Origin of the sequence: Pseudonocardia sp. Ae717_Ps2, from assembly GCF_001932475.1 — a bacterium.
Lineage (GTDB): Bacteria > Actinomycetota > Actinomycetes > Mycobacteriales > Pseudonocardiaceae > Pseudonocardia.
Genome location: NZ_MCIS01000001.1, coordinates 5,813,729 through 5,829,076, shown reverse-complemented (window position 1 = coordinate 5,829,076; position 15,348 = coordinate 5,813,729). Strand labels below are relative to the sequence as shown.

General features: G+C 74.8%; 15 protein-coding genes. 5 read left to right on the top strand and 10 right to left on the bottom strand.

The annotated features are described in order from the left end of the window. Positions 1-195: 195 nt before the first annotated feature. Both Ae717Ps2_RS37480 and Ae717Ps2_RS26915 read right to left on the bottom strand, forming a co-directional pair. Positions 196-2,490: a DUF6049 family protein gene (locus Ae717Ps2_RS37480; RefSeq protein ID WP_075309305.1), complete on the bottom strand. Its 2,295-nt coding sequence runs from the start codon at positions 2,488-2,490 to the stop codon at positions 196-198. Continuing rightward, positions 2,487-3,035: an NUDIX hydrolase gene (locus Ae717Ps2_RS26915; RefSeq protein ID WP_043276193.1), complete on the bottom strand. Its 549-nt coding sequence runs from the start codon at positions 3,033-3,035 to the stop codon at positions 2,487-2,489. The genes Ae717Ps2_RS37480 and Ae717Ps2_RS26915 overlap by 4 nt, the downstream gene beginning before the upstream one ends. Positions 3,036-3,231: 196 nt before the next feature. Here Ae717Ps2_RS26915 and Ae717Ps2_RS26910 point away from each other — a divergent pair, with 196 nt between their 5' ends. Then, positions 3,232-4,707, top strand: coding sequence for a CCA tRNA nucleotidyltransferase (locus Ae717Ps2_RS26910; protein WP_075334027.1), 1,476 nt, complete (start codon positions 3,232-3,234; stop codon positions 4,705-4,707). A gap of 141 nt (positions 4,708-4,848) precedes the next feature. Continuing rightward, entirely contained in the window at positions 4,849-5,445 is a 597-nt protein-coding gene (locus Ae717Ps2_RS26905; protein ID WP_020621932.1) for a YqgE/AlgH family protein, read from the top strand. Between the two features lie 163 nt (positions 5,446-5,608). Here the strand turns inward: Ae717Ps2_RS26905 and Ae717Ps2_RS36435 are convergent, their stop codons facing one another. Then, positions 5,609-6,094 (bottom strand): SdpI family protein, encoded by a 486-nt coding sequence (locus tag Ae717Ps2_RS36435; protein WP_020621930.1) that lies wholly within the window; start codon positions 6,092-6,094, stop codon positions 5,609-5,611. A gap of 207 nt (positions 6,095-6,301) precedes the next feature. Between Ae717Ps2_RS36435 and leuS the strand changes: the two genes are divergently transcribed. Both leuS and Ae717Ps2_RS26890 read left to right on the top strand, forming a co-directional pair. After that, positions 6,302-9,160, top strand: a complete 2,859-nt coding sequence (gene leuS, locus Ae717Ps2_RS26895; protein WP_075334026.1) for a leucine--tRNA ligase — start codon at positions 6,302-6,304, stop codon at positions 9,158-9,160. 47 nt (positions 9,161-9,207) lie between these two features. Next, positions 9,208-9,972 (top strand): hypothetical protein, encoded by a 765-nt coding sequence (locus Ae717Ps2_RS26890; protein ID WP_075309311.1) that lies wholly within the window; start codon positions 9,208-9,210, stop codon positions 9,970-9,972. Positions 9,973-10,003: 31 nt separating this feature from the next. On the opposite strand, the gene Ae717Ps2_RS26885 is transcribed toward Ae717Ps2_RS26890, so the two are convergent. The 5 genes from Ae717Ps2_RS26885 to Ae717Ps2_RS39910 form a co-directional block, all read right to left on the bottom strand. Continuing rightward, entirely contained in the window at positions 10,004-10,459 is a 456-nt protein-coding gene (locus Ae717Ps2_RS26885) for a HEPN domain-containing protein (protein WP_075309313.1), read from the bottom strand. Further along, positions 10,456-11,211 carry a UPF0158 family protein gene (locus Ae717Ps2_RS26880; protein ID WP_020621928.1) on the bottom strand — a complete coding sequence of 252 codons (756 nt, stop codon included), beginning with the start codon at positions 11,209-11,211 and terminating at the stop codon, positions 10,456-10,458. Before Ae717Ps2_RS26880 ends, Ae717Ps2_RS26885 begins: the two co-directional genes overlap by 4 nt. A 75-nt stretch (positions 11,212-11,286) precedes the next feature. Then, positions 11,287-11,769: a DUF1707 domain-containing protein gene (locus Ae717Ps2_RS26875; RefSeq protein ID WP_075309317.1), complete on the bottom strand. Its 483-nt coding sequence runs from the start codon at positions 11,767-11,769 to the stop codon at positions 11,287-11,289. Next, the gene (locus Ae717Ps2_RS26870) at positions 11,708-12,730 is read right to left on the bottom strand and encodes a DMT family transporter (RefSeq protein WP_083695419.1); all 1,023 of its coding nucleotides are present in this window, start codon (positions 12,728-12,730) and stop codon (positions 11,708-11,710) included. Before Ae717Ps2_RS26870 ends, Ae717Ps2_RS26875 begins: the two co-directional genes overlap by 62 nt. Next, the gene (locus Ae717Ps2_RS39910; protein WP_255407963.1) at positions 12,727-12,861 is read right to left on the bottom strand and encodes a hypothetical protein; all 135 of its coding nucleotides are present in this window, start codon (positions 12,859-12,861) and stop codon (positions 12,727-12,729) included. Before Ae717Ps2_RS39910 ends, Ae717Ps2_RS26870 begins: the two co-directional genes overlap by 4 nt. An 81-nt stretch (positions 12,862-12,942) precedes the next feature. On the opposite strand from Ae717Ps2_RS39910, the gene Ae717Ps2_RS26865 reads away from it, so the two are divergent. Beyond that, on the top strand, positions 12,943-13,848 hold the full coding sequence (locus tag Ae717Ps2_RS26865; RefSeq protein WP_075334389.1) for a LysR family transcriptional regulator: 906 nt from the start codon (positions 12,943-12,945) through the stop codon (positions 13,846-13,848). Here the strand turns inward: Ae717Ps2_RS26865 and Ae717Ps2_RS26860 are convergent. Together Ae717Ps2_RS26860 and Ae717Ps2_RS40550 are read right to left on the bottom strand one after the other, a co-directional pair. Beyond that, complete coding sequence (locus Ae717Ps2_RS26860) at positions 13,826-14,566, bottom strand: SDR family oxidoreductase (RefSeq protein WP_075309319.1); 741 nt, start codon at positions 14,564-14,566, stop codon at positions 13,826-13,828. The genes Ae717Ps2_RS26865 and Ae717Ps2_RS26860 overlap by 23 nt on opposite strands. Positions 14,567-14,700: 134 nt before the next feature. Next, a complete protein-coding gene (locus tag Ae717Ps2_RS40550; RefSeq protein WP_020621922.1) occupies positions 14,701-15,303 on the bottom strand; it encodes a C40 family peptidase in 603 nt (200 codons plus the stop codon). Between the last annotated feature and the right edge of the window lie 45 nt (positions 15,304-15,348).

Below are 15,348 nucleotides of genomic sequence, written 5' to 3'. Positions count from 1 at the left end.
AGCCGAGAACACGCCCCCGGACCCGTCTCCCCTGTCTTCGGCGGCGGGTGCCGATCGGTTTGCCCACCCATCCTCGCGATTCGCCCGGAAGCAGGGGTGATGCGACGAGCGGTCAATACCGTACGGCGAACGACGTCGGTGTTCCTTGTCTCCCCCGATCCCTCCCCCGATGTCTCCCCGACGTCCGTCCCGGGCTCAGGAGCGGTGGGCGCGTCCGGACGGCGCAGGCCCCGGTGGCACGGGGGCGTCGGGGGGCGGGCCCGGTCCGGGGCCGGGTCCCGGGCCACCGGACGGACCGGGTGCGGCGGCCGGACGCAGCCTGCGCAGCACCCGTCGGACCACCAGGACCACGAGGACGCCGCCCGCGATCGCGGTCAGCCAGACGGTGACCGTCCCGTAGACGGTCGACCGGACCCGCAGCCGGGTGTCCGGCCCGAGCGCGACGCCGTCCGGGGTGAGCAGACCGGCGTCCACGCTGAACACCCCGGAGCGGGTGACCTGGGCGCTGACCCGCACCTGGACGCGGCCGCGCGGCGGTACCGCCTGCACCTCGATCGGGGCGACCCGCAGACCGGTGGTGCTCGACAGCACCACCCGCACGTTCATCGTCACCGGCAGCCCGTTGGCGACGGTGATCAGCAGCGGTGCGTCGCTGGTCCCGAGCGAGTACGGGCTGGGCGGCTCGACCACCCGCACCGAGGCACGGATCTGGGCCACCCGGTCGGCGACGACGGTCTGCTCCTGCTCGGCGCGCGCCGGGTCGCCCCGCCACCACGACGACACCGCCCGCAGGGTGCCGGTCACCAGCGGGTCGAACACGTCGGCGGGGCTCGCCCCGACCCCGGTGCGGGCCTCGGCCGCGGCGCGCAGCGCCTCGATCGTCCTGACCTGGTCGGCCACCCCGGACACGACGCTCCCCGGGATCTCCGCGCCGCCGGCCTGCGGTGGGTAGAACAGCTGTGTCCCGCCGGTCCGGATCTCGCCCCCGGTGAGGGTGGGCAGGCCGGTCGGGGCGATCCGGCCGTCCTCGATCAGCGAGGTCAGGGCGGTCAGCACTCCGGCGGCGGCCGGTCCGTCCGCGGCCCAGCGGTGCGGCGGCGCGACGACCAGCGGCCCGTCGGCCTCCCCGGCGCGCAGCGCGAGCGCCCCGGCGAGGTCCTGGCCGGCGAGCCCGCCCGCGGCCCCCTGCTGCACCTCGACACCGGCGGGTCCGGTCGCGGCCTCGGTGAGCAGCGGGTCGGTGAGCAGCGCGGACTCGTCGCCGTCCCGGCCGGCGCCGCCGGAGCCGCCCACCCTCACCCGGCCCGACGCCGTCGCGCCGGTGACCCCGTCGGCGGTGAGCAGCAGCCGGGTCCCACCGCCGAGCGCGTCCAGCGTCGCCTCGTCGACGACGCCGTCGACGGGCCACACGACGCCGTCGAGGACCGTGGTCCCGAGCTCGGCGGACAGGGTCCGGCGGCCGCTGTCCAGCGCGGTCCGGGCGAGGTCGGCCTGACCGCCGCGGACCAGGGCGACCAGGTCGGCGTCCGACGGCGGCAGGGCGATCACGCAGGTCCCGCGCGCGGCCGCGGTCAGCGCCGCGAGCCACTGGCCCGCCGCCTCCGCGCCGCGCCCCGGCTCGGACTCGTCGGGGCCGGTGACGACGTCGTAGCCGTCGCGCATGGCCGCCGCGGTGGCGACGAGCTCGGGGTCGATCGCCAGGCAGAGCGCGGACCGGGTCGGGGACCCGGCGGGCGCCGCGGAGCCCAGCGCCTCGACCAGGCCGCGCAGCCGCCCGCCCTCGGCGAAGGAGACCGCGAGGTCGTCGTCGGTCAGCAGCGGCGGTTCGCCGGGCAGCGGCGGGACCCGGCGCGGGGGGTCGGTGATCGGGTACAGCATCGTCACCGGCGCGGCGGCCCCCGGCGCCGGCGGCGACGCGGCCCCCGGGAGCGACGACACCGGCAGCAACGTGCGGACCCCGGCCAGCCGCGACGGCGCGCCGTCGACGGTCCCGTTGAGGTTCACCAGCAGCGGGTAGGTGCCCGGGCCGGGCAGCGCCAGCGTCGACTGCGGGGGCCCGGTGAGCGGGACGGCGTAGCGGAACGGGACCGACGCACCCGACGGGAGCGGGCCGAGGTCGGCGAACAGCGGCGTCGCGTCGTCGACCGCGGCCTCCCCGGCCAGCGCGGTCCGCAGCGCCGCCTCACCGGTGAGCGCCGGCCCGCGCTGCACCCGGACGGACAGGTCGTCGACGGTCCCCGGGCCGGTGTTGGTGACGGTGCCGGTGACGACGAGCTCGCCCGGCCCCGCCGACGTCACCACCCGCGGGGTCATCGTGGCGACGTCGAGCCGGACCGGGGCGGCGGGCTGCTGGGCCGGTTGCCGCAGCGGTTGCTGCACCGGACTGTCCCGGGCGGCCGCCTGCGGGGCGCCCGCCGGGAACGCCGCGGGGAGGAACAGCGCCACCACCGCGGTGAGCACGATCGCGACCAGGGCCGCGACCCGGCTCACGCCGTCTCCTCCAGCAGGTCGGCCGCATGCCGGATCAGCCGGCGCTCGTCGGCGTAGGCGAGACGGCCCTCGAGCTCGTCGAGCGGAACCCAGGCCACCTCGGAGACCTCGACGTCCTCGTCGCAGAGCTCGCCGCCGAGGGCGCGCATCAGGTAGTGGTGGACCGTCTTGTGGACGCGCCGGTCCTCGGCGACGAACCAGAAGTCGATGGTGCCCAGGGGAGCCAGCACCTCACCGATGATGCCGGTCTCCTCCTGCACCTCGCGCACCGCGGCCTGCTCCGCGGTCTCACCGGCCTCGATGTGGCCCTTGGGCAGCGACCACAGCAACCGGCCCCGGCGGTCCAGCCGGCCGATCAGCGCGGCGGCGCCGGTCTCGGGGTGCACGACGAGCCCACCGGCGGACGTCTCGTCCACCGTGCGCAGCCGGCGACGACCGTCCGGGGACCGGTCGGAGCGCCCGGCACGGCCGGCGCGTGCGCTCCGGCTCTCACGGCCGGGTTCCGCGCCGCGCCCTGCCGAGGAGCGGCCGCGGGAGGGGGACATGTGGCGATGGTAACGAGGAGGTGGCCCGAAGGGGGGTCGACGAGCCGCCCGCGGCCGCGGCGTCACCCGGTCGCCCCGTCGTCGATCACCGGTCGGACGGTGCGGGACGACCGGAGGACCCGTGCCCGGCGGCCGGGCGCGTTGCCTAGACTGGCCCGTCGTGTCCTCGTCGTCCCCGTCCTCCACCGCCCGACAGGTGACCCGGCCCCCGGCCGGATCCGCCCCGGACCCGGACGAGCTGCAGCGAGCACAGGAGAACGCCGTGGTCGCACTGCTCGACGTCCCGGCCGTCGTCGACGAGCTGGCCGCCCGGTTCGCCGCCCGCGGGCACCTGCTCTACCTCGTCGGCGGCAGCGTCCGCGACGCGGTGCTGCGCGGCACCGGCGCGTCGACCCGGGACTCCGGCGACCTCGACTTCACCACCGACGCCCGCCCCGAGCAGATCCTCGCGATCGTCCGCGGCTGGGCCGAGGCGGTCTGGGACACCGGGATCGCGTTCGGGACCGTCGGACTGCGTCGCGACGGGCAGACCCTCGAGGTGACGACCTTCCGCGCCGACACCTACGACGGCACCTCCCGCAACCCCGAGGTCCGCTTCGGCGACACCGTCGAGGGCGACCTCGTGCGCCGCGACTTCACGGTCAACGCCATGGCGGTCGAGCTGACCGGGCCGCAGCGCCGCTTCGTCGACCCGCACGGCGGGTTCGCCGCGCTCGCCCAGGGGGTCCTGGACACCCCGGACACCCCGGAGCGCTCCTTCTCCGACGACCCGCTGCGGATGCTGCGCGCCGCCCGGTTCGTCTCCCAGCTCGGCTTCTCCCCCGCCGCGCGGGTCACCACCGCGATGACGGCGATGGCCGACGAGCTGACCCGGATCACCGCCGAGCGGGTGCAGGCCGAGTTCACCAAGCTGATGCTCGGCGAGCACCCCCGGCGGGGTCTGGAGCTGCTCTGCGACACCGGTCTGGCCCGGCACGTCGTCCCCGAGGTCCCGGCGATGCAGCTGGAGACCGACGAGCACATGCAGCACAAGGACGTCTACACCCACTCGCTCGTCGTGATGGAGCAGGCGATCGAGCGCGAGACCGACGGGCCGGACCTCACGCTGCGCCTGGCCGCGCTGCTGCACGACATCGGCAAGCCGGCGACCCGGCGCAAGGAGCCGGACGGGCGGGTCTCGTTCCACCACCACGAGGTGGTGGGGGCGAAGATGGCCCGCAAGCGACTGCGGGCGCTCAGGTACCCGAAGGCCCTGGTCGACGACGTGTGTCAGCTCGTCTACCTGCACCTGCGGTTCCACGGCTACGGCAAGGGCGAGTGGACCGACTCGGCCGTGCGCCGCTACGTCGCCGACGCCGGGCCGCTGCTGGAGCGGCTGCACCAGCTGGTCCGCTCGGACTGCACGACGCGGAACCGGCGCCGGGCCGCGGCCCTGCAGCGCAACTACGACGGCCTGGAGAACCGGATCGCCGAGCTGCGCAAGCAGGAGGAGCTCGACGCGATCCGCCCCGACCTGGACGGCAACCGGATCATGGAGCTGCTGGGCATCCCGCCGGGGCCGGCGGTCGGGAAGGCCTACCGGCACATGCTGGCGCGGCGGATGGAGCAGGGCCCGATGGACGCCGAGCAGGCCGAGGCCGCGCTGCGGGCCTGGGCGGCCGAGAACCTCTGACCCGGACGTACGTCCTGTACGGACGTACACATCGGTGGACGTACGTCCTACACGAACGTATGAACTATCATGTCTGGAGTACGACGCTACGGCGAACGGGTGGCAGAACCGCGTCCGCGTCTTAGGTGCGAACATGGACCTGTGCGGGAACACCGCGCCACGCGAGGCGCCGCTCTTCCCCCGGTCACGCCGGGGAGTCTGCTCGTCGCCGCCCCCGGTCTGGGCGACCCGAACTTCTCCCGGACGGTCGTCTACATGATCGAGCACCGTCCGCAGGGCAGCCTCGGGGTCGTGCTCAACCGGCCGGGCCAGGCCGCCGTGCGGGACGTGCTCCCGCGCTGGGCCGGGCTCACCAGCGACCCCGGGACCATGTTCGTCGGCGGGCCGGTGGAGGCCCGCACCGCGCTCTGCCTGGCCGCCCTTCGGACCGGGGAGACCGGCAGCGGGATCGGCGGGCTGATGCCGGTCCGGCCGCCGGTGCAGCTGGTCGACCTCGACTCCGACCCGGCCCCGCTCGCGCGGCGGCTGCGCGGCCTGCGGATCTTCGCCGGCTACTCCGGCTGGGACGCGGGTCAGTTGGGTGGCGAGATCGCCCGGGGTGACTGGTACGTCGTCCCCGGCCTGCCCGACGACCTGCTGACCACCGTCTACGACCAGCTGTGGGAACGGGTGCTGCGCCGTCAGGGCGTCCCGCTGGCGCTGCTCGCCACGTTCCCGCGGGATCCGGCCTGGAACTGACGCGGCCGACCGCGTCGCGGTGCACGTGGCGCCGTTCGAGCGGATCACCCTCGACGGGGAGACGGTTCGCCCGCAGCCCGGCGGGTTCTACGGGGGCCGGGTCACCGACGAGCTCGTCGGCCCGTTCACCGGCGGGCCGGGTTTCCGCGGCCGGTGGGCCCGGTCAGGCCTCGTGGGACAGGCCGGTGCGGGCCCCGGGCTCGGAGCCCGGCTCGGTGCCGGTCGCGTCGCGGCAGCCGGCCACCAGGTCGCAGCCGGCGCAGACCCCGCCGCAGCTCGGGGCCGCGGCCTGCGCGGCGATCGCCGCGGCGGCGGCCCGCGCCCCGACCGCGCCACCGAGTCCGGCGAGCACGACCGTCCCGACCAGCGCGATCGCGCCGAGCACCCACGGGGCGGCGCCGGGGCGGTCCAGGGCCAGCAGCACCGTCCCGCCGACCAGGGCGATCACCCCGGCGGCCCCGACCGGCGGCGCGGCCACCCGGTTGGCGACCGCGAACGCGTCGGCGGTCCGCAGGCTGTCCGCGGTGCGGACACCGACGAAGCGGTTGCGCGGCAGCCGGCCGGTCGCTCCCAGCACGGCGAGGACGACGAGGACCACCCCGGCCAGCAGGAGCAGGGCGGCGAGGAGCAGGCGGAGCGTCGTGGGCACGTGACCAGGGTAGAACCCGGAGGAACGGGGGCGCCCGCCCCGGCTACCCTGGTCACATGTGCACGGCCCGCCGACTTCCCGGCGCGGCGTCGTAGCCACAACACGGCGCCGCGACGGCCCCTCCTGCGTGATGCGCACGAGGGGCCGCGACGTGTTCCGGGCCCCGAGTCGGGCCGTCACGACAGGCATCCCCGAGGTGAGACGGACATGAGCACCGAGACCACGACCGCGTCCGAGCAGCGTGCGGACCGACCGGCGTACCGCTACGACGCCGAGATGGCCGCCCGCATCGAGCGGAAGTGGCAGGACTTCTGGGAGACCGAGCAGACCTTCCACGCCCCCGACCCGGGGCAGCCCGGCTCGGAGAAGCCGAAGGTCTACCTGATGGACATGTTCCCCTACCCCTCCGGGGCGGGGTTGCACGTCGGGCACCCGCTGGGCTTCATCGGCACCGACGTGCTGGGCCGCTACCTGCGGATGAACGGCCACAACGTGCTGCACCCGATGGGCTTCGACGCCTTCGGGCTGCCCGCCGAGCAGTACGCCGTGCAGACCGGGACGCACCCGCGGACGACGACCGAGACCAACATCGCCCGCTACCGGCAGCAGCTGCGCCAGCTGGGCCTGGGCCACGACCCGCGCCGCTCGGTGTCCACCACCGACGTCGAGTTCTACCGCTGGACCCAGTGGATCTTCCGCGAGATCTTCGAGTCCTGGTACGACACCGACGCCGACCGCGCCCGCCCGATCTCCGAGCTGCGTGCCGAGTTCGAGGCCGGTACCCGCCCGACCCCGGACGGCCGTCCGTGGGCCGAGCTGTCCGAGGGCGAGCGGCGCGCGGCGATCGACGGCCACCGGCTGGCCTACATCTCCGAGGCCCCGGTCAACTGGTGCCCCGGCCTGGGCACCGTGCTGGCGAACGAGGAGGTCACCCCCGACGGCCGCTCCGAGCGTGGCAACTTCCCCGTCTTCCGCCGCAACCTGAAGCAGTGGATGATGCGGATCACCGCCTACGCCGACCGGCTGGCCGACGACCTCGACCGGGTCGACTGGCCGGAGTCGGTCAAGGCGATGCAGCGCAACTGGATCGGCCGCTCCGAGGGGGCCCGCGTCCGGTTCCCCGTGGTCGGTTCCGACGACGCCGTCGAGGTCTTCACGACCCGCCCGGACACCCTGTTCGGCGCCACCTACATGGTGCTGGCGCCCGAGCACCCGCTGGTGTCCTCGCTGGTCCCGGCGCAGTGGCCGGACGGCACCGATCCCCGCTGGACCGGTGGCGCCGCGACGCCCGCCGAGGCCGTCGCCGCGTACCGCGCCGAGGCCGCGCGCAAGTCGGAGCTGGACCGGCAGGAGAACAAGGACAAGACCGGTGTGTTCACCGGCGCGTACGCCACCAACCCGGTGAACGGCGCGGCCGTCCCGGTGTTCGTCGCCGACTACGTGCTGATGGGCTACGGCACCGGCGCGATCATGGCGGTGCCCGCCGAGGACACCCGCGACTGGGACTTCGCCGCCGCGTTCGGGCTGCCGCACGTGCGCACGGTGGCGCCGCCGTCGGATTGGGACGGTGGCGCCTACACCGGCGACGGCCCGACCATCAACTCCGCGAACGACGAGATCAGCCTGAACGGGCTGGGCGTCGACGAGGCCAAGCGCACGATCATCGACTGGCTGGCCGCGAAGGGGGCGGGCGAGGGCGTCGTGCAGTACAAGCTGCGCGACTGGCTGTTCTCCCGGCAGCGCTACTGGGGCGAGCCGTTCCCGGTCGTCTGGGACGAGCACGGTCCGATCGCGCTGCCCGAGGACCAGCTGCCCGTCGTCCTGCCCGACGTCGACGACTACTCGCCCAAGACCTATGCCCCGGACGACGCGAACTCCGAGCCGGAGCCGCCGCTGTCCCGGGCGCACGAGTGGGTGGCCGTCGAGCTGGACCTGGGCGACGGCCCGAAGCAGTACCGCCGCGAGACGAACACGATGCCGCAGTGGGCCGGGTCGTGCTGGTACTACCTGCGCTACCTGGACCCGGAGAACACCGAGCGGTTCGTCTCCGCCGAGGCCGAGAAGTACTGGATCGGCAAGGACACGGCGCGGTCGGTCGCCGACCCGGGCGGCGTCGACCTGTACGTCGGCGGGGTCGAGCACGCCGTGCTGCACCTGCTGTACTCGCGGTTCTGGCACAAGGTCCTGTTCGACCTGGGCCACGTGAGCAGCGAGGAGCCGTTCCGGAAGCTGTTCAACCAGGGCTACATCCAGGCCTGGGCCTACACCGACGCCCGCGGCACCTACGTGCCGGCCGAGGAGGTCGTCGAGGTCGTGGGGGCGGACGGCACCGCCGGTTTCACGTGGAACGGGCAGCCCGTCACCCGGGAGTACGGGAAGATGGGCAAGTCGCTGAAGAACGTCGTGACGCCCGACGACATGTGCGACCGCTACGGCGCGGACACCTTCCGGCTGTACGAGATGTACACCGGTCCGATGGACGCCTCCCGCCCGTGGTCGACGCGCGACGTCGTCGGCCCGCAGCGGTTCCTGCAGCGGGTGTGGCGCAACCTGGTCGACGAGACGACCGGTGAGGTCACCGTCGTCGACACGGCGCCGTCGGAGGAGATCCTGCGGTCCGTGCACAAGGCGATCGCCGGCGTCCGCGCCGACTACCCCGCGCTGCACTACAACACCGCCGCCGCGAAGCTGATCGAGCTGAACAACGCCCTGACCAAGCGGGGCACGCCGGTCGAGCGCGAGGTCGCGGAGGCGCTGGTGCTGATGCTGGCACCGCTGGCCCCGCACATCGCCGAGGAGCTGTGGCAGAAGCTGGGCCACGACGACACGCTGGCCTACGCGCCGTTCCCGGTCGCCGACGAGCGCTACCTGGTCGCGGACACCGTCGAGTACCCGATCCAGGTCAACGGCAAGGTCCGTTCCCGGGTCGTCGTCGCCGCCGACGCCGGCCAGGACGACATCCGGGCGGCCGCGCTGGCCGACGAGAAGGTCGTCGCCGCGCTGGACGGGGCCGAGCCGAAGAAGGTCATCGTCGTCCCGGGGCGCCTGGTCAACGTCGTCCGGTAGGGAACGCGGGCGACCTCCTGCCCGTTGAGGCGGGCAGGAGGTCCGTCATGAGCACAGTCCTGACCCTGATCGTGGTGCTGGCCGTCGTCGCGGCCGTCGTCTGGCTGGTGCGGCGGCACAACGCGGACTCCGCCGCCGCCCTGGCCGACGCCCAGGCCGAGTCCCGGCGCTGGGTGGAACGGCTCGGCGGCCAGGTCCTGGCCCTGACCGGGACCGACGAGGCGAGCCGTCAGGCGCTCGCCGACGCGGCCGAGCGCTACACCGCGGCCGGCTCGCAGATGGAGCAGGCGCGGACCCCCGCCCAGTGCCGGCAGGTCACCGAGACCGCCTACGAGGGCCTCTACTACGTCCGTGCAGCACGCACAGCGATGGGCATGGACCCCGGACCCGAGCTGCCGCCGTTGCCCGGCCAGTCCCGCGCCGGTGAGGTCACCGAGGACCGCGAGGTCGAGGTGGAGGGACGCAGCCTGGGCGCGTCGCCGCGACCGACCGACCGCAACAGCCACTACTACCCCGGCGGGACCGTCGCCGGGCGCCCGGTGCCGCGCGGCTGGTACTCCGAGCCCTGGTGGAAGCCCGCACTCGTCGCCGGGGCCTGGGGCGTCGGCTCGGCGCTGCTGTTCACCTCGCTGTTCAGCGGGATGGCCGGCGCCGACCAGGCCGCCTACGCCGACGGGTTCGCCGACGGCGCCGCCCTCGACGACCCGGGCTTCGACGGCGGGGTCGACGAAGCCGACCCGGGCTCCGACGGTGGCTTCGACGGCGGGGGCCTGTTCGACAACGACTCCGACTTCGGCGGGGACTTCTTCTGACCCGCGTGATGCCGGCCGCTGCTGCGGACGGTCAGGCCCGGGACCCGCGCCTGACCGGCTTCTCCGGCCGCCGGGTCGCCCCGTTCTCCGGTGCCGGGGGCGTGGACAGGGCAGGCTCGGCGAGCCAGGCCTCCACGGCGTCGAGGACGAACGCGGCGTCGTCGAGAGCGGCGCGCGCCTCGGCGGCGGGGGCGGTCGCGTCGGAGTGGTCGGCCAGCGCCCGCCGGTTGTAGAGCGACCGCAGCAGCCGACCGGCGCGCGGGTCCAGCGACCGTTCCCGCACGACCCGGCGCACGAACGCGCTGACCACCTCGGAGTGCTCGGCGCGGGTCTCCCCCAGCACCAGCAGCGCGATCTCGGCGGCCCGGAACGCGGCGTGGAACGCGCGGGAGACCGCGGCGTCGCCGAAGCCGTTCTCCGCCAGCACCCGGGCCCCGCCCAGCTCGACCCGGGCCCGGGCGAGCCCGCCGTGCACCCGCCGGGTCACCGGACCCGCACCGCCTCGGCGCGGGCCCGCACGACCGTCGGGTCGGCGGCACGGACGAGCTCGCCCTGCCCGACCGGCAGCACGCTGATCGTCAGCCCGGTCCGCCGGGTGTGCTGCCACAGCACGTCGTCCATCGCGCGGACCTCCTCCCAGGGCAGGATCGGGACCCCGTCGTCGTCGAGCACCACGAGCAGGTCGATCGCGGACTCGACCGAGCCCTCCCCGCTGGCCCAGGACCCGAACAGCAGCACCTGGCGCAGCCGGGGGCCGTAGAGCAGGGCCAGGTCGTCGGCGACGGCGGCGGGCACGTCGTCGTTGGACGGGTCCGGATCGGGGTGGCGGGCCTTGATCCGCTCGCCGTCCTCGGCACCGATCAGGCCGGCTGCGACCAGCCAGTCCGCCGCCCGGCGCCGGGCACGGGCGTCGCGGAAGCGGTACCACTGGTCACGGACCTCGGGGAACTCGAACAGCGTGTTCTTGAACCGGCGGAACGCGCCCCGGCCGTCGATCGCGCGGTCCAGCAGCGCCGCGGCCCGGCGGTGCTGCACGCCCGCGGTGAAGTCGGACATGTCCCGATAGGACTCCCGGCTGGTCACCGGCCGGATCTCCACCCAGTCCGGATCGGGCCGGGTGCCGCCGGACACGCCGTGCACCTCGGCGTCGGCCGGGTCGAGGTACCAGGTGACCTCCGGCGTGCGGTCCTCGAGCGCGTCCGCGAGCGCGGACAGATCGAGGCGGGCGGGGTCGAGCACGGGGGCGACTCTATGCCCGGTCCGGGGCGCGTGGCAGCCGTCGCGGGGCCTCGGTCCTCGCGTCGGTCCTCGTCGTCAGTCCTTGTCGTCCTCGTCGTCGTCCTCGTCGTCGTCGTCATCGGAGCCGAAGAAGAACTGTGCGACGAGGACCGCGGCCCAGATCCCCATCGGCACCATCGGCCAGAAGAACGGGGGTCCTTCCCCGTCGGAGACCGACGAGATCGCGGTCACCACCCAGATGCCGGTCAGGATGACCGCGGTGCCGGCCCACGACCGCCACTCGGTGAGGTGCTCACGCCTCGCCTCGGCCTTCTCCACCTCCGCGGTCTCGGCGCGCACCGACGGCAGGGCCGTGCGCTCCACCGCGGGCAGGTCGGCGACCAGCCGGTCGAGATCCGCGCGGACGGTCGCCGCGTAGGCCTGCTGCAACCGCTCGTCGTACTCGGTCAGGGACAGCCGGCCTTCGTCGTGCGCCAGCGTCAGCCGTTCCGCGACCTCATTCCGTTCGGCGTCCGACACCCGCAGCACGGACCGCTCGTCGTCCCTGGACTCCCCCATGCCCGTCGAGCGTAGTGACCGAGCCGGTCACCGGGGTCGGTCGTTCGGAGGATCCCCGACCCCGGGACCCGGCCGGACGGGTGGCGACGGCGACGCCGACCAGGCAGAGGAGGCCGCCGGCGAGCGCGGCCGGTGCGGGCACCTCCCCGAGCAGCGCCCAGGACAGTCCGACCACCAGCGGCGGGATCGCGTACGTGGTCGCGGCCAGCTTGCCCGCTGTGGTGCGGGTGAGGGCGTACCCCCAGGTCAGGAACGCGACGCCGGTCGGGAACACCCCCAGGTAGACGACGCCGGCGACGGCCGTCGCCGGTGCGGTGGCGAGCTCGGCGACCAGCGACGGCAGGAACGGCAGCAGCGCGACGGCACCGGCGACCGCGCCGGTCCAGGTCATCGTCAGGGCGTCCACCCGGGGCAGCAGCCGCTTCTGCGCGACGGCCGCACCCGCGTAGACCAGCGCGGCGAGCAGCCCCAGCAGCACCCCGGACAGGTCGACGCCCCCGGCGGAGGAGGCGGCCGCGATCAGCACCACCCCGGCGAACGCGACGCCCATCCCGGCCAGCAGCCGCGCGGGGAAGCCCTCCCCGAGCAGCAGCCCGGCCAGGACGGCGACGACCACCGGCGCCACGTTCACCAGCAGCGCGGTGGTGCCGGCGTCGAGGTGCCGCTCGGCCGCGTTCAGCGCGAGGTTGTAGACGCCGAACCAGGCCGCACCCCAGATTGCCACCGCGGCCAGCAGGCGTCCGCGGGGCAGCGGTGGGCCGGAGGTGCGTCTCCGGGCGCGGACGACGCTCAGGATCGCGGTCAGGGTCAGGGCCCCGAGCAGCATCCGCCCCAGGGCCAGCGCACCCGGGGACAGGTCGTGACCGACGGCGCGGATGGCCACGAACGCCGACGCCCACAGCACGACGGTGGTGGCCGCGGCGGCGAGCGGCAGCAGGCGGGACCGGGTCGCGGGGCTCACAGGGTGGGCCGGCGGGTGTCGTAGCCGGTGCGGACGGGCAACCGTCGCGGTCGGTCCCGGAACGACCGGTACAGCGCGGCGAGGACGGCGGGCGTGGTGAGGGCGAGCAGCCCCAGGTGCGCGGTGGTCATGAGGACATCGTCGGACCGCCCACGGTTCAGCACCAGCGACATGTTCTGTTCTTGGATTCAGTTCTGCTGTACGGTCGGGTGGTGCTCGACACCCATCGCCTGATGATCTTCCGGTCGGTCGTGGCCGGTGGGTCGGTGCAGTCCGCCGCCGCCAACCTGGGGTACACGCCGTCGGCGGTGAGCCAGCACGTCACCGCGCTCGCCCGCGAGACCGGTCTGGTGCTGTTCGAGCGGGTGGGCCGCGGGCTGCGGCCGACCGCGGCCGGGCTGCTGCTGGCCGAACAGGCCGACGCGGTGCTGGCCCGGCTCGGGGAGGCCCAGGTGCTCGTCGAGGACCTGCGCACCGGGCGCACCGGGTCGCTGTCCGTGGCCTACTTCGCCTCCGTCGGGTCCGCCTGGATGCCGCGGGTCGTGCGCAGGCTGACCGGTGGCTTCCCGGGCGTCCGACTCGACCTGGCCCTGCGCGAGTGGCTGCCCGACGACCCGGCCGACCGCTCGGACCTGCAGATCGCCGTCGAGCGACCGGATTACGAGGCCTGGCCCGGGTTCTCGGTACACCACCTGCTCGACGACCCCTACGTCGTGGTGCTGCCCGACGATCACCCGCTGGCCGGGGCGGAGCAGGTCGACCTGACAGACCTGGCCGGGCAGCGATGGGTGGACAACGACTTCGCCCGCGGGTGGTGCCGGCGCAACCTGGTCGAGGCCTGCGCCGCCGCCGGGTTCCGCCCGCCGTTCCACGTCGAGGCCCACGACTACCGCACGGCGCTGGCCTTCGTCGCCGCCGGCATCGGAGTCACCGTGCTCCCCCGGCTCGGGGCCGTCGACCTGCCGGCCGGGACCTGCGCGGTGCCGGTCGTGCGCCCCACGCCGGTGCGGACGATCCTCGCGGTGGTCCGGGACGCCGCCGCTGCCGCGCCACCGCTGCTGGCGGCGCTCGACGAGCTGCGCGCGCAGTCCGCCCTCAGCCCTGCGGGCGCACCATGATCTCGGTGAGGTGGGCGTCGCGGGTCGCGGTCAGCGCGGCCAGGATCGCGGCGCCGACCGACTCGGGGCGCAGGAACTTCGAGCCGTCGTACCCGCCGTCCGCCGTCCCGGCTGCGGCCGCCTCCTGGGCCACGACCCGCTCCTGCATCGCGGTGTCCACCCGGCCCGGGTGCACGGAGGTGACCCGGATGCCGTTGCCGGCCTCCTCGGCGCGCAGCGCCTCGCCGAAGGCGCGCAGCGCGAACTTGCTGGCCGCGTAGGAACCCCAGCCCGGGCGGGCGGTGAGCCCGGCGCCGGAGTTGACGAGCACGACGTCGGCCCCGGTGTCCGTCCCGGCCGCGCGCAGCGCGGGCAGCAGCAGCCGGGTCGTCTCGGCGACCGCGACGACGTTGACGTCGAACTGGTGGCGCCAGGTCTGCGCGGTGGTCTCCTGGACGGTGCCCAGCTCCCCGACCCCGGCCGAGTGGACCAGCGCGTCGAGCCGGTCGATGCCGTCGAGGGCGGTGGCCAGCGCGTCGTCGTCGGTGAGCTCGACGGCCATGGTGCGGACCGCGACCGGGCCCGCCTCGGTCAGCTCATCGGCGAGGGCCTCCAGCCGCTTCTCGTCCCGGCCGCCGAGGACCAGGTCGTAGCGCGGCGCGAGCAGCCGGGCGGTGGCGGCGCCGATGCCCTGGGAGGCACCGGTGATCAGGGCGAGCGGGCGGCGGGGAGCGGTCACCCGGTGAACCTACGACGACCGGCCCCGTCCTGCGCGCGGACGGGGCCGGTCGTACCGGGGAGCGGGTGCGTTCAGAGCTGAGCTTCGTTCCGCACGCTTCTCTCAGACGCTGAGCTTCGTGCCGCACGCTTCTCTCAGACCCGGCGGGCCGAGTTGAACGGCATCCGGTCGACGTCGGAGATCTTCACCGGCTGACCGCTCGTGGAGGCGTGCACGATCTGGCCGCCGCCGATGTAGATGCCGACGTGGCTGACCGGGCTGTAGAAGAAGACCAGGTCACCGGGCTTGAGGTTCGACTTCGACACCGGGGTGCCCACCTGGGCCTGGGCACGGCTCGTGCGGGGCAGGTCCTTGCCCGCCTTGGCGAAGGCGTAGCGGACCAGGCCGGAGCAGTCGAACGCGCTCGGGCCGGTGGCGCCCCAGCGGTAGGGCTTGCCGAGCTGGGCCAGCGCGGTCGACATCGCGCCGCTGCGTGCGGCGGCGGCCTGCGCGGCCGGGGCCGCGGCCTGCGCCGCGGAGGAGACCGAGAGCGCGGCCGGGTTCGCGCCGCGCGTCGGCAGCACGTTCGCGGCCGGGGCGACGGCACGGGTCACGGTCTCCGCGGTGGGTGCCGCGGAAGCGGTGGTGCCCGTGGGTGCCGCGGTGGCGGTGGGGAGCACGGACAGAACTGCGGCCGCGGCGGCAGTGGTGGCCACGACGGCGACGCGGAGCGCCGGAGCGGAATGACGCTGGGGCACGGTGGGGTCCTCGGGATGTTGCACCACCGGAGGAGCGGTCGGGGC